Genomic DNA, 19,454 nt, shown 5'->3' on the forward strand with positions numbered 1-19,454 from the left:
TCGTCGGCATGTCCCGGCCCCTCCGTGTGCTCCTCGTCCTCCTCCTCGCCGTCGTCCTCGTCCCGGTCGGCCTGTTCCTCGGGAGCGGCGTCGTCCGGCTCGTGCAGCTCGACGCCGCCCGCGACCGCGCGGCCGCCGAGCGGGACGCCGGACTGCCCGCCGCCCGCGCGAGCGCCGAGGACGCTCTCGACGGCGCGCTCGCCGCCGTCCGCGCCACCGGGACGGGAGCCGAACGGGCACGGTTCGCCGAGCTGTCCTGCCGGCTCGAGAGCGTCGACGCCGGATGGGTCCCGCAGTCCTACGACGACGTCTGCGTCGTCCGGGCGGTCGCCATCCTCGTCCTGCCCGAGGGGACCGAGGTCGGGGACTCGTGCGAGGGTCTCGGCATTCCGGACCCGCCCGACCGGGCGGAGCCCCGGACGTTCGCCGTGGCGCAGCGGGGCCCCGCCGCCGCCCTCACCGCCGAGCGTCCGTGGGAGCACGACTGCACCTCCGACCTGCGCGAGCCCGGGACCGGCCGGACGCTCGTGCTCGAGGGTGACCGCCCGGCGCCGCCGGCCCCGGGGGAGGCCTGGGTCGTCGTCCGGTCGGAGGCCCGGGTGAGCCGGACCGGCCTCGGCTGCCGCCCGTTCTCGGTGCTGTTCTGCGGCGGACCGCGGGCCGGCGACCTGGGCCGACCGCCGGAGGGCCGGTGACGTCCCACCCGCACGTGGACACCGGGGTGGACGTCCCGCCGAGGCGTGGAAGGATCGGTGACGTACGGCACAGTCACGCCTTAAGGAGATCAGCGTGCCCATCGCAACGCCCGAGGTCTACGCCGACATGCTCGACCGGGCCAAGAACGGCTCGTTCGCCTACCCGGCCATCAACATCACGTCGAGCCAGACGGTGACCGCGGCCATCCGCGGCTTCGCCGAGGCCGGCTCCGACGGCATCATCCAGGTCTCGACCGGCGGCGGTGAGTACGCCTCCGGGTCGACGATCAAGGACATGGTCACCGGCGCGAAGGCGCTCGCCGCCTACGCCGAGGAGGTCGCGAAGAACTACCCGGTCAACATCGCGCTCCACACCGACCACTGCCCCAAGGACAAGCTCGACTCCTTCGTCCGCCCGCTGCTCGCCGCGTCCGCGGAGCGGGTCAAGGCCGGCGGTCTGCCGATCTTCCAGTCGCACATGTGGGACGGCTCGGCCACCCCGCTCGACGAGAACCTGCAGATCGCCGAGCAGCTGCTCGCCGACTGTGCCGCGGCGAACGTCATCCTCGAGATCGAGGTCGGCGTCGTCGGTGGCGAGGAGGACGGCGTCGAGAACGAGATCAACGAGAAGCTCTACTCGACCCCCGAGGACGCCGTCGCGACCGTCAAGGCGCTCGGTGGCGGCGAGAAGGGCTACTACATGACGGCCCTGACCTTCGGGAACGTGCACGGCGTCTACAAGCCGGGCAACGTCAAGCTGCGCCCCGAGGTCCTCAAGGCCGCCCAGGAGGCCGCGGCCGGAGAGCTCGGCCTCGCACCCGACAGCAAGCCGTTCCACCTCGTCTTCCACGGCGGGTCCGGCTCGCTGCCGCAGGAGATCTCGGACGCGGTCGACTACGGCGTCGTGAAGATGAACGTCGACACGGACACCCAGTACGCGTTCACCCGTCCGGTCGCCGGCTACATGCTCGAGAACTACGCGGGCGTGCTGAAGGTCGACGGCGAGGTCGGCAACAAGAAGCAGTACGACCCGCGCGCGTGGGGCAAGGTCGCCGAGGCCGCGATGGCCCAGCGCGTCGTCGAGGCGTGCGAGAACCTCCGCTCGGCGGGGACCCACCCGGCCTGACCGCGGACGACACGGCGCCGGGGGGGCCCCCCGGGCCCCCCCCCGCCGCGGCCACCGGGCCCGCCCCCCGGGGGGACCGCGGGGCCCCCCGGGCCGGGGGGGCCCCCCGGGCCCCCCCCGGCGCCGTCGTCTCCTGGCCGGACCTCGCGTGTCTCCTAGGCTTGGGTCCATGAGCTCCGACCTCCTCGGCATCCCGCCCACCCACCTCCCGGACGACCCGGCCGCCGGCGCCCTCGAGCGCGGCGTCGCCCCGGACGAGGTGGCCGCCGCCTCGCCGGGGTCCTCGCTCGCCTGGGCGGTCCTCGCGGAGGACGCGCTCGAGGACGGGCGGACCGTCGAGGGGTACGCGTACGCCCGGACCGGCTACCACCGCGGTCTCGACGCGCTGCGTCGCAGCGGGTGGCGGGGCCAGGGACCGGTGCCGTGGGAGCACGCGCCGAACCGCGGCTTCCTGCGGGCGCTCGGGGCGCTGTCGCGGGCGGCGGGGGAGATCGGCGAGGAGGAGGAGCGGCACCGCTGCGCGGAGTTCCTCCGGGCCTCGAGCGCGACGGGAGCCCGCGAGCTCGGGCTCTGACCGGGCGGCCGGCGCGTCCCTCGTGACCGGGTCCGCCTGCGGCACAGAGGGTCCGCGGCACTCTCCGGACGGAACGAGAGGCCCGGGCGGTGACCGCCCGGGCCTCTCCACAGCCAAGGCAGACCACCGGGGATGGTGGGCGCTTCCCTCTCGCCAAGAAACGCGCACCCGATGGTCCCCTGCAACCTCGGCTGCTCGACACCATCCTGCAACGGTCGGGGGCAGGCGTGCGACACTTGGGTGCCATTGGCACCAAGTAGCCACGCCGGGTCGTCTCCCGGTCGCACCGAGGGAGGTACCGAGCGTGGCCGCACGCGAGGCCGAGCAGGACGGGGCGTTCCTCGTCCTCGAGGAGCATCTGCGCCGGGAGCACGCCCGGCTCGAGGAGCGACGCCGCGACCTCGACAACGCCCGCGAGCTGATCGGCCGGGTGACGAGCCGCAGCCTGGGGGCGCACGAGACCTCCGGTGAGCCGCTGTCGGCCGCGTCCGCACCCTCCGTCGTCGACCGACTGCTGTCCGAGAGCACCGGCATGGTGCGCAACTTCGTCCTCACCGTCGACACCGGGCCCGCGCTCGACGAGGCGACGATGCGGGCGAACCGGTCCCGGATCGAGCGCGGCGACGACCAGCGGGCCGTCTACCCGGCCGACGTCCTCACGACCGCCGCCGGCCAGCGGTGGCTCGCGATGTGGTCCGAGACCGGCGAGGACCAGCGGATCCTGCCGACGACGGGCACGGAGTTCGCCGTCTTCGGCGACAGCGCCGTCATCGCGCTCGCGGGGTGGGACGACCTGGAGGCCGGCTACGTCGTCTTCCGCGACCCCCTCGTCGTCCGGCTCTACAGCGCCTACTTCGACCTCGCGTGGAAGTACGGCGTGCCCGCGCCGAGCGACGAGAACGACGGCAGCAGCGACCCGCGCCTCGTCGAGCTCCTCGAGCTGGGCCTGAAGGACGAGGCCATCGCCCGGCACCTCGGCGTCAGCCTGCGCACCGTGCGCCGCCGCGTCGCGCGCCTGATGTCGGTCAACGGGGTCGACACCCGCTTCCAGCTCGGGTGGGTCCTCGCCTCGCGGCGGTCCTGACCCGCCCCGGCGGCCGCACGGTACGCTGGCCGCCTCAGGCCCCGGCGCGTTCCGCGAGGGGCCTTCTCCGCGCCGGGCGGGACGCCGCCGGGCACGCGTTCGGAAGGAGCCGGGATGCCGGCGATCGTCTTGGTCGGCGCCCAGTGGGGCGACGAGGGCAAGGGCAAGGCCACCGACCTCATGGGGGAGGACGTCGACTACGTCGTCAAGTTCAACGGCGGCAACAACGCCGGCCACACCGTCGTCATCCAGGGGGAGGACGGCTCGCTCGAGAAGTACGCGCTGCACCTGCTGCCGTCCGGCATCCTCACCCCGACGGTCACGCCCGTCATCGGCAACGGCGTCGTCGTGGACCTCGAGGTGCTCTTCGAGGAGCTCGACGGCCTCGAGGCGCGGGGGGTCGACACCTCCAAGCTCGTCGTGTCGGCGAACGCGCACGTCATCGCGCCGTACAACCGCACCCTCGACAAGGTGACCGAGCGCTTCCTCGGCAAGAAGAAGATCGGCACGACCGGGCGCGGCATCGGTCCGACGTACGCCGACAAGATGAACCGGATCGGGATCCGGGTCCAGGACCTCTTCGACGAGAACATCCTGCGCCAGAAGGTCGAGGCCGCCCTGGGGTTCAAGAACCAGGTCCTCGTGAAGATCTACAACACCCGCGACGTCGACGTCGACCTCGTCGTCGAGGAGCTGCTGGGCTACGCCGACCGCCTCCGGCCGATGGTCGCCGACACCTCGCTCGTCCTCGAGAAGGCGCTCGACGCGGGCCAGAACGTGCTCCTCGAGGCGGGTCAGGCGACCCTCCTCGACGTCGACCACGGCACCTACCCGTTCGTCACGTCGTCGTCCGCGACCGCCGGGGGCGCCTGCACCGGGTCCGGCATCCCGCCCACCCGCGTCTCGCGGGTCATCGCGATCCTCAAGGCGTACACGACCCGCGTCGGCGAGGGTCCCTTCCCGACCGAGCTGCACGACGACGACGGCGAGACGCTGCGCAAGACCGGCGCCGAGTACGGGACGACGACCGGTCGCCCCCGGCGCTGCGGGTGGATGGACACCGTCATCGGCCGGTACGCGACCCGGGTCAACGGGGTGACCGACTTCGTCGTCACCAAGCTCGACGTCCTCACCGGGTTCGAGCAGGTGCCGGTCTGCGTCGCCTACGACGTGGGCGGCGTGCGGCACGACGAGATGCCGGTCAACCAGACCGACTTCCACCACGCCACCCCGGTCTACGAGATGCTCGACGGCTGGTGGGAGGACATCTCCGGCTGCCGCACCTTCGAGGAGCTGCCGGACGCCGCGCAGCGCTACGTCCTGCGGGTGGAGGAGCTCGTCGGCGCCCGGGTCTCGGCCATCGGGGTCGGTCCGGGGCGGCACGAGATCATCCAGCGCCACGCGCTCCTGGACTGAGCACCGCACCCACGCCCCCGCGGCCCGGGGCGCTCGCTCGGCCCGGCGTGCGCCTCAGGCCGGACGCAGGACGTGCATCCGGTGCGCCGCCCGGGTGAGGACGACGTAGAGGACGCGGACGCCGCCCGGTGACTCCTCGGCGATGCCGTCCGGGTCGAGCACGACCGTCGCGTCCCACTCCAGGCCCTTCGTCGACAGCGGGTCGACCACCTGCACGCGCCCGTCGCCGGCGCCGTCGAGGTCGGCGAGCCGGTCGGCCCACCGCCGCGGCGTGATGACCGCCACGGACCCGTCGACCTCGTCGAGGACGACGGACAGCGCCTCACGCACCCCGGCGACGACGGAGCCGTCGAGCACCCGGTCCACCGGCTGCACCCCGGTCTCGCGGACGGCCTCGGGGATGTCGGCGTCGGGGACGAGCGGCAGGATCACACCGCGGGCGTGGTCGAAGATCTCCCGCGCGTTGCGGTAGTTCGTGTCCATGTGGAACGACCGGCGTTCCAGGCCCGCGAAGGCGTCCTCGCGCGCGGCGGCGGCCTCGTCGAGGTCGGACCACGACGCCTGCGCCGCGTCCCCGACGACGGTCCACGACGCCGACCGCCCGCGCCGCGCGACCATCCGCCACTGCATGGGGGAGAGGTCCTGGGCCTCGTCGACGAGGACGTGGGCGTAGCCCGACCCGCGCTCGACCCGTCCGGCGAGCAGCCGCTCGCGGGCGTCGGCGGGGGTGACGACGGCGCGCGTCTCGACCGGCCGCGCCATCCGGCCGCCGCCGCTCTCCCGGGCCCACGCGCGCTCGTCGAGCTCCTCGATGTCGTAGAACCCGGCGTCCTCGCGCTCGACCTCCTGCACCGGTCCGAGCCGCGCGAGGAGGTCGTCGACGACGGCCGCGTCCGCGACGGACCACTCGCCGGTCTCGAGCGCGTCGCGGTAGGACCCCGCGAGCGCGGCGGCCTCCTCGTGCCCGAGGATCCCGCGGCAGACCGCGTACGCGTTCTCGGTGTCGGTGAGGGCGAGGAGCGGCTCGCGCGGGTCGACCTGGCGCCACCAGGAGGCCATGAAGTCGTCGACCTCGCGGGAGCCGTCGAAGGCGTCGAGGAAGTCGGCGCGCTCGGTCCGCGCACCCTGGCGGACGCTGCGCCACGCCGCCTCCGCGAGGGCGTCCCGGGCGGCGTCGGTCGCGAGGTTGTGCTGGGCGCCGCGCAGGACCTCCCGCCGGACCCGGAGCAGCTGCTCGTGGTCGACCCGCACGGCGTGCCCCGCGACGAACGCGCGGAACGTCGTGGGCGAGCCGGCCGGGGGGTCCTGGACGAGGCGCGCGAGCAGCCGGCGGACCCGCAGCGAACCCTTGATCGCGGCGACCTCGGGCGAGTCCGGGCGCACGGCGGTCACGCCGTCGACGACGTCACCGAGGGCCCGGAGGGCGACGGAGTCCTCGCCGAGGCTCGGCAGGACCCGCTCGATGTAGGCGGTGTACGCCGCGGAGGGCCCGATGACGAGGATGCCGCCGCGCTCGAACCGCCGCCGCTCGTTGTAGAGCAGGTAGGCCGCGCGGTGCAGGGCGACGACGGTCTTGCCCGTGCCCGGACCGCCGGTGATCTCGGTGACGCCGCGCGAGGGGGCCCGGATCGCCTCGTCCTGGTGTGACTGGATCGTCGCGACGATGTCGCGCATCCGCCGTCCGCGGGTGCGGGTGAGCGCGGCCATGAGGGCGCCGTCGCCGACGACGACGATGTCCTCGGGGGCCTCGGGCACCATGAGGTCGTCCTCGACGCCGACGACGGTCGAGCCGCTGCAGCGCAGCACCCGGCGGCGGACGACACCCATCGGGTCGACGGGGGTGGCGCGGTAGAAGGCGGCCGCCGCCGGCGCCCGCCAGTCGACGACGAGCGGCTCGTACTCGTCGTCGCGGACCCCCAGGCGCCCGACGTGCCGCACCTCTCGCTCGGCCGCGGTGGAGTCCTCGGTGCCGAGGTCGAGCCGGCCGAAGACGAGCCCCTCGTACTGGGTGTCGATGCTCGCCCGACGCTTGGCCGCCGCGAAGACGAGGGCGTCGCGCTCGAAGAGGCCGGTCAGCTCCTCGTCCCGGACGTCACCGGTGCGGTCGGTCCGTCCTCGGGCCAGCCCGTCCGCCTCGACGTCGCCGGCGCGGACGGCGGCCTTGGCGAGCTCGGCGTAGACGCGGTCGACGTGGGCCTGCTCGACGGCGACCTCGTGCTCGACGGCGGCCGACGGTGCGGCGGTTCCGGGTCGGTGGGCGGTCACGGGACGGTCGTCTCCCCTCCGGCGGTGGCGCGGTCGCGCCCGGGCACAGAACGCTCCACTCTAGACCCGGGCGCACCGGCCGCCGGACCCGGTGAGGGGGCGTGGACGGCCGGGGACGGTCCGGGCGGCGACCGGCCGGAGGGCACATGGGTGCCGAACCGTGATCCGGGAGACTCCTGACGAGGCGGGGAGGGGTCTGATAGACAGGAACCTTCCCGGCCGGCGCCACGCGCACGGCGTGGTCGGTTCGTTCTAGCCCGAGGACTCGACCACGTGAACTCCATCCTGGAATGGTTCGGCTACGTCGCCGAGCGGTACGACGACATCCTCGAGACCACGTGGGAGCACGCCCAGCTCGTGCTCGTCGTCATCGGGGTCGCGACGACGGTGGCCGTGCTCCTCGGGGTCTACGTCCAGCGCCGGCCGACGCTGCGGGCGATGTCGCTCAGCATCACCGGCATCTTCCTGACGATCCCCTCGCTGGCGTTCTTCGCCTTCTTCATCCCGGTCTTCGGCATCGGCAACCGGCCGGCGATCGTCGCGATGATCCTCTACGCGCTGCTGCCCATCCTGCGCAACACGGTGACGGGGCTGGACGCCGTGCCGCCCGCCGTCGTCGAGTCCGCCAAGGGCATGGGGATGGGCACGATGCGGCAGCTGTTCCAGATCAAGCTGCCGCTCGCCTGGCCGATCATGATGGCCGGCGTCCGCATCGCGAGCCTCATCACCGTGGGCATCGCGGCGATCGCCGTGCTCGTCGGCGGGGACGGCCTCGGGTCCTACATCCAGAGCGGGCTCACCCGCCTGGGCCTGCCGAACAGCGAGTTCTCCGTGTGGACGGGTGTCGTCTTCACCGTGCTCCTCGGCCTCGTGCTCGACGCGATGTGGGCGACGATCCAGCGGTTCACGACGACGAAGGGCCAGCGCATCTGACCTCCGGTGCCGCCGCCGCGGCCCCCACCGACCCGCACCCCGCACACGTCACGAAACGGAAGAACCGATGAGCCCCGACGCGAAGATCCGACTCGACCACGTGGAGAAGACGTACCCCGGCACGAAGGTGCCGGCGGTCGAGAGCCTCTCCCTCGAGGTGTACGAGGGCGAGATCCTCGTCCTCGTCGGCCCCTCGGGGTGCGGCAAGAGCACGACCCTGCGCCTCATCAACCGGATGATCGAGCCGACCGGCGGGCGGATCTACCTCGACGACGAGGACGTCACGAAGGTCAACGCCGACAAGCTGCGCCGCCGGATCGGCTACGTCATCCAGCAGATCGGCCTCTTCCCGCACCAGACGATCGCGCAGAACATCGCGACCGTGCCGAAGATGCTCGGCTGGGACAAGGCGAAGGTGGCCGAGCGGATCGACCGCCTGCTCACCGTCGTCGGGCTCGACCCCGACACCTACCGGGACCGGTACCCCAAGGAGCTGTCCGGCGGCCAGGCCCAGCGCGTCGGCGTCGCCCGCGCCCTCGGCGCCGACCCCGAGATCATGCTCATGGACGAGCCCTTCGGGGCCATCGACCCGATCACCCGGGACCGGCTGCAGAACGAGTTCCTCAGCGTCCAGGAGGACCTGCGCAAGACCATCGTCTTCGTCACCCACGACATCGACGAGGCGATCAAGATGGGCGACCGGATCGCGATCCTCGGTGACCGCAGCCACATCCGCCAGATCGACACCCCCGAGCGCATCCTCGCCTTCCCCGTCGACGACTTCGTCCGCGACTTCATCGGCGAGGGCTCGACCCTCAAGGGCCTGCACTTCGAGACGGTCGACGAGCACGTCACCCTCGAGCCGTACCCGACGATGCACGTCGGGGAGGACCCGACGGCGGCGGTGGCCCGGGCGAGGGAGGCCGGCACCGACTGGGTGCTCCTCCTCGACGACCAGGAGCACCCGACCCGCTGGGTCCCAGTGTCCGACCTCGGCGGTGGCTCCACGGTCTCGAGCGACTCCGGCAGCGAGGTCGTCGCGAAGGTCTCGCTCGGGGCGACCCTCTTCGAGGCGCTCGAGCAGATGCTCATCAGCGAGGCGGCCGTCTCGCCGGTCGTGCGCGAGGACGGCTCGTTCTACGGCGTCGTCCGGCTCACCCACCTCAACAAGGCGATCCGCCGGGCCCGGCTCGAGGCCCGCGAGCACTACGCGCAGCTGGAGGCCACGTCATGAGCATGACCGGAGCACAGGGCCGGATCGGCTACGAGGGCCAGGAGAAGGACAACCCCGAGCCGCCGCCGGACCCGAACACCGGGTCCGACGCGACGGACGCCGCGCCGACCGAGCAGCCCGCGTCCTGGTTCCTCCGGGCCCGGGAGATGAACCTCGGGCTCAAGCTCGCCCCGGTCGCCATCGCCCTCCTCGGGCTGGGGCTCTTCCTCTACTACCGGAGCCTCGGGCTGGGCACGACGGCGCCGAGCTCGCAGACCTCCGCGCTGGAGTGGAGCACGAAGCTGTGGCCGCAGCTGACCCAGCACCTCACGATCGCGTTCTGGTCGACGATCATCGTCGTCGTCATCGCCATCCCCCTCGGCATCGCCCTGACGCGTGAGCCTTTGCGGCGGTACGGCCCGGCCTTCGTCTCGACGGCGAACGCCGGCCAGGCCCTGCCCGCGTACGGCCTCCTCATCATCTTCCTCACCCTCATGGGCCAGGGCCTCACCACCGTCGTCGTCGCCCTCGCGGTGTACGCGCTGCTCCCCGTGCTGCGCAACACGATGGTGGGCCTGGACGGGGTCGACCGCGGGATCATCGAGGCGGGCCGGGGCATGGGGATGACGCGGGGCCAGGTCCTCACCCGCATCGAGCTCCCGCTCGCCGTCCCGGTCATCCTCGCCGGGATCCGGGTCGCGATGATCCTCAACATCGGCATGGCCACCCTCGCCTTCCTCATCGGCGGAGGCGGCCTCGGGGTGACCATCTCGGTCGGTCTGAAGCTCCAGCAGAACGAGGTGCTGCTCGTCGGCTCGACCCTCGTCGCGATCGTCGCCCTGTCCTTCGACTGGGTCGGGGCCGTTGCCGAGAAGTACCTGCGCCCCCGCGGCGTCTGAGCCGCCGCCGACGGCCGCGCCGACCCGACCGGCACCGGGGGACGAGAAGGGCCCCTTCCCACCGCGGTGGGAAGGGGCCCTTCGTCGTGGGCGACCGGGTCAGTTCAGCCCGATCTCCTCGAGGTAGTCCTCGGCGACGCTGTCGGCCGGGTCGCCGTCGACGTCGACCTGGGCGTTCAGCTCGGCCATCTTGTCGTTGTCGAGCGGCTCGAGGATGGCGGTGACGATCTCGTCGTACACCTCGGAGTTGGCCTCGTAGATCTCGTTCTGCATCGTGTACGAGACGTTGTAGAGGATGAAGACACCCGGGTCCTCGACGAGCTCGAGGTTGAGCGCGGTGATCCGGCCGTCGGTCGTGAAGACCTCACCGAACTGGCAGGCGCCGTTCGCGGTCTCGGTGTAGATGAGGCCGGTGTCGAGGATGTTGATCTGGCTCTGCGGCACCTCGTAGCCGGTCGCCTCCTCGAAGAGCACCAGGCCGTCCGGGCGGTCGGGGAACTCGGTCTCGAGGCACACCGTGGTGTCCGGGTTGGCCTCGAGGTAGTCGGCCATCCCCTGGAGGTCGAAGCCGCCCTCCTCCTGGGCCAGGTCGCCGTTCGCCGCGAAGCCGTACGTGTCGTTGAACGGGGAGCGCCCGATCCACGCGATGTCGTTCTCCTCGAGGTCGCGCTCCGCCGTGACGGTGTAGAGCTCCTCGGGGTCCTGGCTCGGGTCCTCCTGGCCGAGGTGCACGGTCCAGCCGGTGCCGTTGTACTCGGGGTAGACGCCGATGTCGCCGGAGAGCAGCGCCTCACGGTTGACGTTGGTGCCACCGAGGTTCGTCTGGTTCGTGACGTCGGCGCCCTCGTTCTCCAGGGCCTGGGCGAAGATCTCGCCGAGGAGGATGTTCTCGGTGAAGTCCTTGGAGCCGACGGTGATGCTCACGCCGTCGAGGCGGCTCTCGTCGCCACCACCGTCGCCGCCTCCGCTGCCGCCGTCGTCGCTGCCACAGGCGGAGAGCGCCAGGGTGGCGGTCAGGCCCAGTGCCAGGGCCATGGGTGTCTTGCGCATACGCATGCTGTCACCTTCGGGTGTCGTCGGGATCGTGCGTCGTGGATCGGGTCCTGCAAGGGCCGTCCGTGTCCCGGGCCGGGAGCCCGGTCGGCGGACGTGCTGGCACGGTCTGCGACCGGTCGCCGGGCGCGGCACCGGATGGCTCCCTCCCACCTTTGCCCCCCGGTGGGGGTGACCACCAAACTCCTGGGCAGGTCGTGACGCATTTGTGACCGTGCCCGGGATGCGGTCCGGGTCGCGGGACGGCACCCTACGGCCCCGACGGCGCCGGTGCCGCGGGTCCTAGGGTGGGACCCGTGAAGGTCCTCGTCATCGGATCCGGTGCCCGTGAGCACGCCGTCGTCCGCGCGCTGTCGCGGGACCCCGCCGTCGACGCGGTGGTCGCCGCCCCCGGCAACCCCGGTATCGGCCTCGTCGCGGCCGTCGAGCCGCTGCCCGGCGGGGGGACCGACCCGGCGCTCGTCGCCGACCTCGCCGTCCGGCTGGGGGCGGACCTCGTCGTCGTCGGGCCCGAGGCCCCGCTCGTCGCCGGCGCGGCCGACGCGGTCCGGGCGGCCGGCATCCCGTGCTTCGGCCCGTCCGCGGCGGCGGCCCGGTTGGAGGGCAGCAAGGCCTTCGCGAAGGAGGTCATGTCCGCGGCGGAGGTGCCGACGGGTCTCGCGCACGTCTGCACCACCGCCGACGAGCTGGTCGACGCCCTCGACGCGCTCGGCGCCCCGTACGTCGTCAAGGACGACGGGCTCGCGGCCGGCAAGGGGGTCGTCGTCACCGACGACCGGGACGAGGCACTCGCCCACGGCTGCTCCTGCCTCGACAAGCCGGACGGGCGGGTCGTCGTCGAGGAGTTCCTCGACGGCCCCGAGGTCTCGCTCTTCTGCCTCTGCGACGGCGAGACCGTGCTGCCGCTCAGCCCGGCCCAGGACTTCAAGCGGGTGGGCGAGGGCGACACCGGACCCAACACCGGGGGGATGGGCGCCTACAGCCCCCTCGACTGGGCGCCGGACGGCCTCGTCGACGACGTCGTCGCGCGCATCGCGCGCCCGGTCGTGGAGGAGATGGCGCGGCGCGGGACGCCGTTCGTGGGAGTGCTGTACGTCGGCCTCGCGCTCACGAGCCGCGGCCCCCGCGTCATCGAGTTCAACGTCCGCTTCGGCGATCCCGAGACCCAGGTCGTCCTGCACCGGCTGCGGACGCCGCTCGGCGGCCTGCTGCTCGCGGCGGCCGAGGGCCGCCTGGCCGGGGTCGACCCGCTGCGCTGGAGCGAGGAGACGGCCGTGACGGTCGTGGTCGCCGCGCAGGACTACCCCGGGACGCCGGTGACCGGGGGACCGGTGTCGGGGACCGAGGACCTGCCCGGCGGGCCGGACACCTACGTGCTGCACGCCGGCACGACGTACGACGAGAAGGGCCTGCTCGTGTCGTCCGGCGGCCGGGTGCTGTCCGTCGTCGCGTCGGCCCCGTCCCTCGCCGAGGCCCGGGAGCGGGTCTACGCGGGCGTCGACGCCGTCGACCTGCCCGGGTCGCACCACCGTCGGGACATCGCCGAGCGGGCGGAGCGCGGCGAGGTCACCGTTCCCGGCTGACGGTCACCGGCGGACGAGGTCTGCGACTCAGGCGGTGAGGGCCGCCCGGGCGTCGGCGAGGTGGTCGAGGTCGGCGAGGTCGAGGACCTGGAGGTACAGGCGCTGCACCCCTGCCTCTGCGAGCCGGCCGACGCGGTCGCGCGCCTCCTCGGGGGTCCCGGCCACCCCGTTGGCCCGGAGCTCGTCGGTATCGCGACCGATCGCGGCGGCCCTGCGCCGCACCGTGGCCTCGTCCGCCCCCACGCAGACGACCTGGGCCGCGGAGTGGACGAGGCTCACCGGGTCGCGGCCGTGGTCCTCGCACACGGCGTCGACCCGCTCGAAGAGCCGGCCGACCTCCTCGACGGAGCCGAAGGGCACGTTGAACTCCGCCGCGTACCGGGCGGCGAGCGAGGGGGTCCGTCGCTTGCCGGCCCCGCCGACGACGATCGGGACGCCGCCCTCCTGCACGGGCTTGGCAAGGGCGGGCGAGTCGCTCACCGGGTAGTGCGACCCGTCGTGCTCCCAGGACGACCCGGCGGGGGCCGACCACAGGCCGGTGATGACGGCGAGCTGCTCCTCGAGCCGGTCGAAGCGCTCCTTGAGCGGGGGGAACGGGATGCCGTAGGCGGCGTGCTCGGCCTCGAACCAGCCTGCGCCGATGCCCAGCTCGACCCGGCCGCCGCTCATCTGGTCGACCTGGGCGACCGTCACGGCGAGCGGGCCGGGCAGGCGGAAGGTCGCGGACGACACGAGCGTCCCGAGCCGGATGCGCGAGGTCTCGCGGGCCAGGCCGGCGAGTGTCGTCCACGCGTCCGTCGGCCCGGGCATGCCGTCGCCGTCCCCCATGTGGAGGTAGTGGTCGGACCGGAAGAACGCGTCGTAGCCGAGGTCCTCGCTCGCTCTCGCGACGGCGAGGAGGTCGTCGTAGGTCGCGCCCTGCTGCGGCTCGGTGAAGATCCGGAGGTCCATGACCCCACGCTACGGGCCGACGGTCCCCGGTGTCCCGGGCGGTGACCCCACCCGGCCCGCCGCGAGGGCGACCGGCACCGCGAGGAGGGCACCCGACGCGACGAGCGCGGCGAAGACCGGCCCGTCGATCCCGGGGCCGGCCCAGGCGACGACCGCACCCACGACCCCGGTCTGGAGGGCGACGCCGGTCGAGACCGCGAGGCCCTGGGCCGCGCTCACCCGGCCGTGCGCGGCGGCGGGCGCATGGGCGAGCAGCTCCGTCGCGAGGGTGGGCGAGAGCACGCCCATCCCGGTCGCGGCGAGCGCCCACCCGGCCATCCCGGGGACGAGCCCGACGACGTCGAGGGCGAGCAGGGCCGGGCCGAGGGCGCCGACCGCGATGAGCACGCCCCCGACCCGGGTCCTGGAGACGGGGCCGAGGTGGGCGCGGACCGGGTCGGTGCTGACGACCCAGGACCCGACCGCCCACATGACCCCCGTCACGGACAGCGAGACGCCGGCGAGCGCCGCCGAGGCGTCGTGGACCGTGACGAGCATGAGGGGGATGGTCGCGCCCGCGCCGGCGAAGGACGCGGCGACGAGGAGGCGCAGGCCGAGGACGGCCGGGACCCCGGGGGCGAGCCGGACCGTGCCGCGGGGGAGGGCACGGGCGGCCGCCCCGACGGCGACGCCGAGGGCGCCGAGCACGACGGCGAGGCCGACCGCCCGGTGCGCCGGGGTCTCGAGCAGGGGCGCCGAGAGCGTCGCGGTCCCGAGCGCGGCGGCAAGGACGAGGGCGGCGACGGTCCGGCCACGCGCGTCCGGGTCCGGCACGCTCGCCCCCTCGGCACGGGTCCGGCGCAGGGCCGGGCGCAGGAGGAGGAGCGCGGGCAGGGCGACGGCGAGGGGCCCGACGAAGACGAGCCGCCAGCCGCCGAGCGCCTCGAGGCCGCCGGCGACGCCGGGCCCGAGGAGTGACGGCAGGACCCAGGCGGCGGCGAAGCCCGCGAAGACCTTGGCCCGCAGCGCGGTCGGGAGCGTCTGGGCGACGAGCACCATGAGGGCGGTGTCGAGGAGGGCCTCGGCGGCGCCGGAGAGGGTCCGCGCGGCGACGAAGACGGGCATGGTCGGCGCGAGGCCGGCGCCGACCTGGGCGAGGAGGAAGAGCGCCAGGCCCGCGGCCAGCACGCGGCGCGGTCCGACGCGGTCGGTCCACCGGCCGGAGTAGGCCGCGGCGACGGTGAAGGCGACGAGGGCGGCCCCGTTCGCGGCGCCGAACCAGCCCCACCCGTCGAGGTCGCGCACGACGAGCGGCAGGACGGTCTGCACCGCCCGCACCTCGAACGCCGCGAGGGTGACGAGGCCGAGGACCCCGGCGACGACCGGCAGGTGCGCCCGGTCGAGGAGGCGCACCGGGGTCGGGGCGGCGTCGGTGGTCGTCACGTCGGCGATCCTCGTACCTCATGTGTGCTGGAGGTCAAGCCGGCTACCGTGGTGGGGTGGACCGGCACGACCTGCTCGCGATCGGCGAGGTGGCGCAGCGGTCGGGCGTCAGCGTCCCGACCGTCCGCTTCTACGAGGAGAAGGGCCTCCTCGTGTCCGTGCGGACCGCGGGGAACCAGCGCCGGTTCGAGCGCCACGTTCTGCGGCGGATCGCCGTCGTCCGGGCGGGCCAGCGGTTCGGGCTCACCCTCGCCGAGATCCGGGACGCCCTCGAGGCGCTGCCCCCGGACCGCGCCCCGACGAAGCGGGACTGGTCCCGGATGTCCCGCCGGTGGCACGACCTGCTCACCGAGCGCATCGAGGCGATGACCAGGGTGCGTGACGGCCTCTCGTCCTGCATCGGCTGCGGCTGCCTGTCGCTGCGGTCCTGCCCGGTCTACAACGCGGACGACGTGCTGTCGTCCGAGGGGCCCGGCGCCCGGCGGCTCCCTCCGGCCGCCCGCGAGGGCTGAGGGGCTCGCTCGAGCCGGCCCGGCGCCAGGACCGCGTGCACGCCCCACGTCCGGTTCACCACCTGGGTGACCCGCAGGTCGACCGCCGTGCTCGCGAGGGCCAGCGCGGTCGCCGTGTCGAGGCCGTGCAGCGCGCCGAGCCACCGGCACATCGCCTCGACGGCGTCGCCGGTGGCCACCTCGAGGTCGGTGTCGACCCCGAGGGTGACGAGCCCGCCCGGGGTCTCGGCGTGGACGCCGGGCACCGGACGGTCCGTGACGACGTCGACGGTGACGACCGTGCGCATCGGGCACTCGATCGCGGTGCCGCCGACCTCGCCGTCGCCCTGCGCGGCGTGCCCGTCGCCGAGGTAGAGCAGGCCTCCGGGGACCTCGACCGGGAGGTACAGCGTGCTTCCGGCGACGAGCTCGCGGCAGTCGAGGTTCCCCCCGGTGCCCGGGCGGGGCGGGATCGTCGAGTGCTCGCCGGGCTCGGCCGGGGCCGTGCCGACGACCCCGAGGAAGGGCGCGGTCGGGCAGCGGAAGCCGCGGCTCTCGGTGGCGACGTCGTCCTCGACGTCCCACAGCAGCCAGGCCGTCGGCCCGTCGCCCACCCCGAGGCGGTCGTTGACGGGCGTGTGCCGTCCCCCGGTCGCGGTCCAGCCCCAGCCGAGCGGGACGACCTCCTCGAAGTGGACGGCGAGATGGTCGCCGGGGCGGGCCCCACGGACCTCGAGCGGGCCGGTGAGGCAGTGCCCGCGCGGCTCGGCGAACATCGTCGGACGCCGCTCGCCGGGCACGGTCTGCCGCTCGAGGTAGCCGGAGGCGTCGAGCGAGGTGACCGTGACCCGGTCCCCGGGGTCGACGGTGAGCCGGGGAGTGTGCGATCGGTCGAGGACGTCGACCGTCGTCCCCGGCGTCGCGTCGATCTCGTGCTCGGTCATGGCGCTCCTCGGTCCGGCGGTGCCGTGCGGATCACGGTGCCACGGGCGGACGTCCCCCGGCGCTCCGCGTGCCGGGCGGGTCTCAGGGGCGGGCGACGGTCTCCGGGGCGTCCCGGGCGTCGCGCTCGGCCTCCTCGTCCTCGGCCGCGAAGGCGGCGGCGACGAAGACCCGACCGGTCCTCAGCACGACGACGGACAGGACGACCGCGGCGGCGCCGACCCAGAAGGGGACGTGGGCGTTCGACTCGCCGAGCCGTCCGGCGAGCCACGGGGCGACGGCGCCGCCGCTGAACCGGACGAAGCTGTAGGCCGCCGAGGCGACGCCCCGCTCGACGGGCGAGACCTTCATGACGGTCTCGGTGATGAGGGTGTTGTTGACGCCGAGCAGCCCGCCGGCCAGGACGACCCCGGCGACGAGCACGGCCCGCTGCTCGGTCCACACGCCCATGACGGCGAGCACGGCGGCGAAGCCGAGGAGCGCGCCGACCATCCCGCGGTAGGTGCCCACGTGCCGCTGCACCCACGGGGCCACCCACACCGACGCGACGGCGAGGAACAGGCCCCACCCGAAGAACACGAGCCCGGTCCCCTCGGCCGACAGCGCCAGCGGGAACGGGGTGAACGCGAGCAGGGTGAAGAAGCCCACGTTGTAGAGCAGCGCCGTGACGCCCACGGTGAGCAGCCCCCGGTGTCGCAGGGCTCGCAGCGGTGCGGAGAGGGGGGTCGGCCGAGGCCGCTGGTCCGCCTCGGGCAGCGTGGTCCACACGGCGACGAGGGCGACCGCCATGAGGGCGCTCACCCCGAAGAACGGCCCACGCCACGAGATGCCGCCGAGCGCCCCGCCGACCAGCGGGCCGGCCGCGATGCCGAGGCCGAGGGCGGCCTCGTAGAGGATGATCGCCTGGGCCACCGACCCCCGTGAGGCGGAGACGATGGTCGCGAGCGCGGTCGCGATGAACAGGGCGTTGCCCAGGCCCCACAGCGCCCGGAAACCGACGATGGCGCCGACGGTGTCCTGGAGGCCGGCCAGACCCGCGCCGACGATGATGTCGGCGAGGCCGAGGAGCAAGGTGCGCTTGGCGCCGATCCGGCTCGAGACCCACCCGGTGCCGAGCATCGCGACGCCCATGACGGCGAGGTAGCTCGTGAAGAGCAGGCTGACCTCGCTCGGGCCGGCGCCGAGGTCCTCGGCGATGGGCCGGAGGATGGGGTCGACGAGGCCGATCCCCATGAAGGCGACGACGCAGGCGAACGCGACGCTCCAGACGGTCTTGGGCTGACGCCACACGGGCGGGCTCCTCTCGGGGCGGTGGGTGGGAGTGGTGGAGGGCGGACGGTGCCGCGGTCCGTCAGGCGCCGGGCACGGGGGTCGGGCGGTCGGCCTCGATGGCGGCGACGAGCTCCTCGAGCAGGTCGACCGCGTCGGCGACCCGCTCGGGCCCGCCGTCGAGCCCGTCGAGGAGCGGCAGGACCGCGGCGGCGCGCTCGCGGCGGGCCCGGGCGAGGGCCTCGCGGCCGGCGGCGGTGAGGGCGACCCGGTGCGCGCGGCCGTCGTCGGGGTCGGGGGTCCGCTCGACGAGCCCGTCGGCCTCGAGCCGCTGGACCTGCGCGGTCGTCGTCGGCTGGGTCGTGTCGTCCGCGGCCGCGAGCGTCGTCACCCGGGCCGGTCCGAGCCGCTCGACGTGGGAGAGCACCCGCACCTGGGCCCAGGGCATCCCCGGGTCGGCGTGCCGGCTCGCCCACTGCGAGACGCGGGCGGACAGGCGCAGGAGGTCGTTGGCGAGGTCCTCGGTCGTCATTCCCACAGAATAGATAGTCTGACTATGTATCTCAAGCCCGCGTCGCCGACGGCACGGACGGCGGTCCGACCGCGCTGCCCGGGTGGAAGAATCGCCGGCATGGCCGACGCCCCCAGCGCCCCGCCCGACCTCCCCGGGTACGTCCCCGTCCACTCCGGCAAGGTCCGCGACCTCTACGCCCCGGTCGACGAGCGGACGGGGGAGGCCCGTGGGGACCTGCTGCTCCTCGTCGCCTCGGACCGGATCTCGGCCTTCGACTTCGTCCTCGACAGCCCGATCCCGGACAAGGGCGAGGTCCTCACGCGGATGTCGTTGTGGTGGTTCGAGCAGCTGGCCGACCTCGTCCCGAACCACCTCGTCTCGACCGACGTCCCGGACGCCGTCGCCGGGCGGGCCGTCGTCGTCCGGCGCCTCGACATGCTGCCCGTCGAGTGCGTCGCCCGGGCCTACCTCACCGGGGGCGGGCTGCGTGAGTACCGTGCGGACGGCACGGTCTCCGGCATCGCCCTCCCGGACGGGCTCACCGACGGCTCCCGCTTTCCCGAGCCGCTGTTCACCCCGTCGACGAAGGCCCCGTCCGGGCAGCACGACGAGCCGATGGACTACGCCGCCGTCGAGAGCGCCCTCGGCCCGGACCTCGCCGCCCGGGCGCGTGACCTCACGGTGCGGATCATCGCGCGCGGCAACGAGGTCGCCGCGCCGCGCGGGATCATCGTCGCCGACACGAAGGTCGAGTTCGGGGTGGCCGACGGCGACCTCGTCCTCGCCGACGAGGTGCTGACCCCCGACTCGTCCCGCTTCTGGCCGGCCGAGCAGTGGGAGCCGGGCCACCCGCAGCCCAGCTACGACAAGGAGTTCGTCCGCGAGTGGCTCCTGTCGCCCGCGAGCGGCTGGGACAAGGCGTCGGGGGAGGCGCCGCCGCCGCTGCCGGACGACGTCGTCGAGCGCACCCGCGCGAAGTACGTCGAGGCCTACGAGCGGCTCACCGGCTCGACCTTCTGACCCG

The 19,454-nt window shown here is 74.0% G+C and carries 18 protein-coding genes; 11 read left to right on the forward strand and 7 right to left on the reverse strand.

Annotated elements, in window-relative coordinates; all coding sequences use genetic code 11:
• The first annotated feature begins 8 nt into the window (after positions 1-8).
• The 5 genes from KC207_RS15275 (at position 9) to KC207_RS15295 (ending at position 4,895) form a co-directional block, all read left to right on the forward strand.
• Positions 9-695, forward strand: coding sequence for a hypothetical protein (locus KC207_RS15275; protein ID WP_211604181.1), 687 nt, complete (start codon positions 9-11; stop codon positions 693-695).
• A gap of 88 nt (positions 696-783) precedes the next feature.
• Positions 784-1,821 (forward strand): class II fructose-bisphosphate aldolase, encoded by a 1,038-nt coding sequence (fbaA, locus tag KC207_RS15280; RefSeq protein ID WP_282958980.1) that lies wholly within the window; start codon positions 784-786, stop codon positions 1,819-1,821.
• A gap of 169 nt (positions 1,822-1,990) precedes the next feature.
• Positions 1,991-2,395 (forward strand): DUF3151 domain-containing protein, encoded by a 405-nt coding sequence (locus KC207_RS15285; RefSeq protein WP_211604183.1) that lies wholly within the window; start codon positions 1,991-1,993, stop codon positions 2,393-2,395.
• A 304-nt stretch (positions 2,396-2,699) separates the two neighbouring features.
• Positions 2,700-3,479, forward strand: coding sequence for a helix-turn-helix domain-containing protein (locus KC207_RS15290; protein ID WP_211604184.1), 780 nt, complete (start codon positions 2,700-2,702; stop codon positions 3,477-3,479).
• 114 nt (positions 3,480-3,593) lie between these two features.
• A complete protein-coding gene (locus KC207_RS15295; RefSeq protein ID WP_211604185.1) occupies positions 3,594-4,895 on the forward strand; it encodes an adenylosuccinate synthase in 1,302 nt (433 codons plus the stop codon).
• A gap of 54 nt (positions 4,896-4,949) precedes the next feature.
• Here KC207_RS15295 and KC207_RS15300 read toward each other — a convergent pair whose 3' ends face one another.
• Positions 4,950-7,160: a HelD family protein gene (locus KC207_RS15300; protein ID WP_211604186.1), complete on the reverse strand. Its 2,211-nt coding sequence runs from the start codon at positions 7,158-7,160 to the stop codon at positions 4,950-4,952.
• A gap of 273 nt (positions 7,161-7,433) precedes the next feature.
• Between KC207_RS15300 and KC207_RS15305 the strand changes: the two genes are divergently transcribed.
• From KC207_RS15305 to KC207_RS15315, 3 genes are all read left to right on the forward strand, one after another.
• A complete protein-coding gene (locus tag KC207_RS15305) occupies positions 7,434-8,093 on the forward strand; it encodes an ABC transporter permease (RefSeq protein WP_211604187.1) in 660 nt (219 codons plus the stop codon).
• Positions 8,094-8,160: 67 nt separating this feature from the next.
• The gene (locus KC207_RS15310; RefSeq protein ID WP_211604188.1) at positions 8,161-9,327 is read left to right on the forward strand and encodes a betaine/proline/choline family ABC transporter ATP-binding protein; all 1,167 of its coding nucleotides are present in this window, start codon (positions 8,161-8,163) and stop codon (positions 9,325-9,327) included.
• Positions 9,324-10,205, forward strand: a complete 882-nt coding sequence (locus tag KC207_RS15315; RefSeq protein WP_249138780.1) for an ABC transporter permease — start codon at positions 9,324-9,326, stop codon at positions 10,203-10,205. The genes KC207_RS15310 and KC207_RS15315 overlap by 4 nt, the downstream gene beginning before the upstream one ends.
• 99 nt (positions 10,206-10,304) lie before the next feature.
• Here KC207_RS15315 and KC207_RS15320 read toward each other — a convergent pair whose 3' ends face one another.
• Positions 10,305-11,255, reverse strand: a complete 951-nt coding sequence (locus tag KC207_RS15320) for a glycine betaine ABC transporter substrate-binding protein (protein ID WP_249138781.1) — start codon at positions 11,253-11,255, stop codon at positions 10,305-10,307.
• A 299-nt stretch (positions 11,256-11,554) separates the two neighbouring features.
• Here KC207_RS15320 and purD point away from each other — a divergent pair, with 299 nt between their 5' ends.
• On the forward strand, positions 11,555-12,841 hold the full coding sequence (gene purD, locus KC207_RS15325) for a phosphoribosylamine--glycine ligase (protein ID WP_211604190.1): 1,287 nt from the start codon (positions 11,555-11,557) through the stop codon (positions 12,839-12,841).
• 27 nt (positions 12,842-12,868) lie between these two features.
• Here the strand turns inward: purD and KC207_RS15330 are convergent, their stop codons facing one another.
• Positions 12,869-13,792 carry an LLM class F420-dependent oxidoreductase gene (locus KC207_RS15330; RefSeq protein WP_211604191.1) on the reverse strand — a complete coding sequence of 308 codons (924 nt, stop codon included), beginning with the start codon at positions 13,790-13,792 and terminating at the stop codon, positions 12,869-12,871.
• 9 nt (positions 13,793-13,801) lie between these two features.
• A complete protein-coding gene (locus KC207_RS15335) occupies positions 13,802-15,214 on the reverse strand; it encodes an MFS transporter (protein WP_211604192.1) in 1,413 nt (470 codons plus the stop codon).
• Positions 15,215-15,270: 56 nt separating this feature from the next.
• Between KC207_RS15335 and soxR the strand changes: the two genes are divergently transcribed.
• Positions 15,271-15,726, forward strand: coding sequence for a redox-sensitive transcriptional activator SoxR (gene soxR, locus KC207_RS15340; RefSeq protein WP_249138782.1), 456 nt, complete (start codon positions 15,271-15,273; stop codon positions 15,724-15,726).
• Here the strand turns inward: soxR and KC207_RS15345 are convergent.
• The 3 genes from KC207_RS15345 to KC207_RS15355 all read right to left on the reverse strand — a co-directional run bounded on the left by KC207_RS15345 (position 15,651) and on the right by KC207_RS15355 (position 18,448).
• Positions 15,651-16,649 (reverse strand): acetamidase/formamidase family protein, encoded by a 999-nt coding sequence (locus KC207_RS15345; protein ID WP_211604194.1) that lies wholly within the window; start codon positions 16,647-16,649, stop codon positions 15,651-15,653. The genes soxR and KC207_RS15345 overlap by 76 nt on opposite strands.
• 82 nt (positions 16,650-16,731) lie before the next feature.
• Complete coding sequence (locus KC207_RS15350) at positions 16,732-17,937, reverse strand: MFS transporter (protein ID WP_249138783.1); 1,206 nt, start codon at positions 17,935-17,937, stop codon at positions 16,732-16,734.
• A 61-nt stretch (positions 17,938-17,998) separates the two neighbouring features.
• On the reverse strand, positions 17,999-18,448 hold the full coding sequence (locus KC207_RS15355) for a MarR family winged helix-turn-helix transcriptional regulator (protein WP_211604195.1): 450 nt from the start codon (positions 18,446-18,448) through the stop codon (positions 17,999-18,001).
• A gap of 99 nt (positions 18,449-18,547) precedes the next feature.
• On the opposite strand from KC207_RS15355, the gene KC207_RS15360 reads away from it, so the two are divergent.
• Positions 18,548-19,450, forward strand: coding sequence for a phosphoribosylaminoimidazolesuccinocarboxamide synthase (locus KC207_RS15360; protein WP_211604196.1), 903 nt, complete (start codon positions 18,548-18,550; stop codon positions 19,448-19,450).
• Positions 19,451-19,454: the final 4 nt, after the last annotated feature.

Origin of the sequence: Phycicoccus avicenniae (genome assembly GCF_018139485.1) — a bacterium.
GTDB lineage: Bacteria > Actinomycetota > Actinomycetes > Actinomycetales > Dermatophilaceae > Phycicoccus > Phycicoccus avicenniae.

Bases quoted from the DNA above. Each gene is read 5' to 3' on its own strand.
- KC207_RS15275 (WP_211604181.1), top strand. From the start codon at position 9: ATGTCCCGGCCCCTCCGTGTGCTCCTCGTCCTCCTCCTCGCCGTCGTC.
- KC207_RS15285 (WP_211604183.1), top strand. From the start codon at position 1,991: ATGAGCTCCGACCTCCTCGGCATCCCGCCCACCCACCTCCCGGACGAC.
- KC207_RS15295 (WP_211604185.1), top strand. From the start codon at position 3,594: ATGCCGGCGATCGTCTTGGTCGGCGCCCAGTGGGGCGACGAGGGCAAG.
- KC207_RS15310 (WP_211604188.1), top strand. From the start codon at position 8,161: ATGAGCCCCGACGCGAAGATCCGACTCGACCACGTGGAGAAGACGTAC.
- KC207_RS15315 (WP_249138780.1), top strand. From the start codon at position 9,324: ATGAGCATGACCGGAGCACAGGGCCGGATCGGCTACGAGGGCCAGGAG.
- KC207_RS15320 (WP_249138781.1), bottom strand. From the start codon at position 11,255: ATGCGCAAGACACCCATGGCCCTGGCACTGGGCCTGACCGCCACCCTG.
- KC207_RS15330 (WP_211604191.1), bottom strand. From the start codon at position 13,792: ATGGACCTCCGGATCTTCACCGAGCCGCAGCAGGGCGCGACCTACGAC.
- KC207_RS15345 (WP_211604194.1), bottom strand. From the start codon at position 16,649: ATGACCGAGCACGAGATCGACGCGACGCCGGGGACGACGGTCGACGTC.
- KC207_RS15355 (WP_211604195.1), bottom strand. From the start codon at position 18,448: ATGACGACCGAGGACCTCGCCAACGACCTCCTGCGCCTGTCCGCCCGC.
- KC207_RS15360 (WP_211604196.1), top strand. From the start codon at position 18,548: ATGGCCGACGCCCCCAGCGCCCCGCCCGACCTCCCCGGGTACGTCCCC.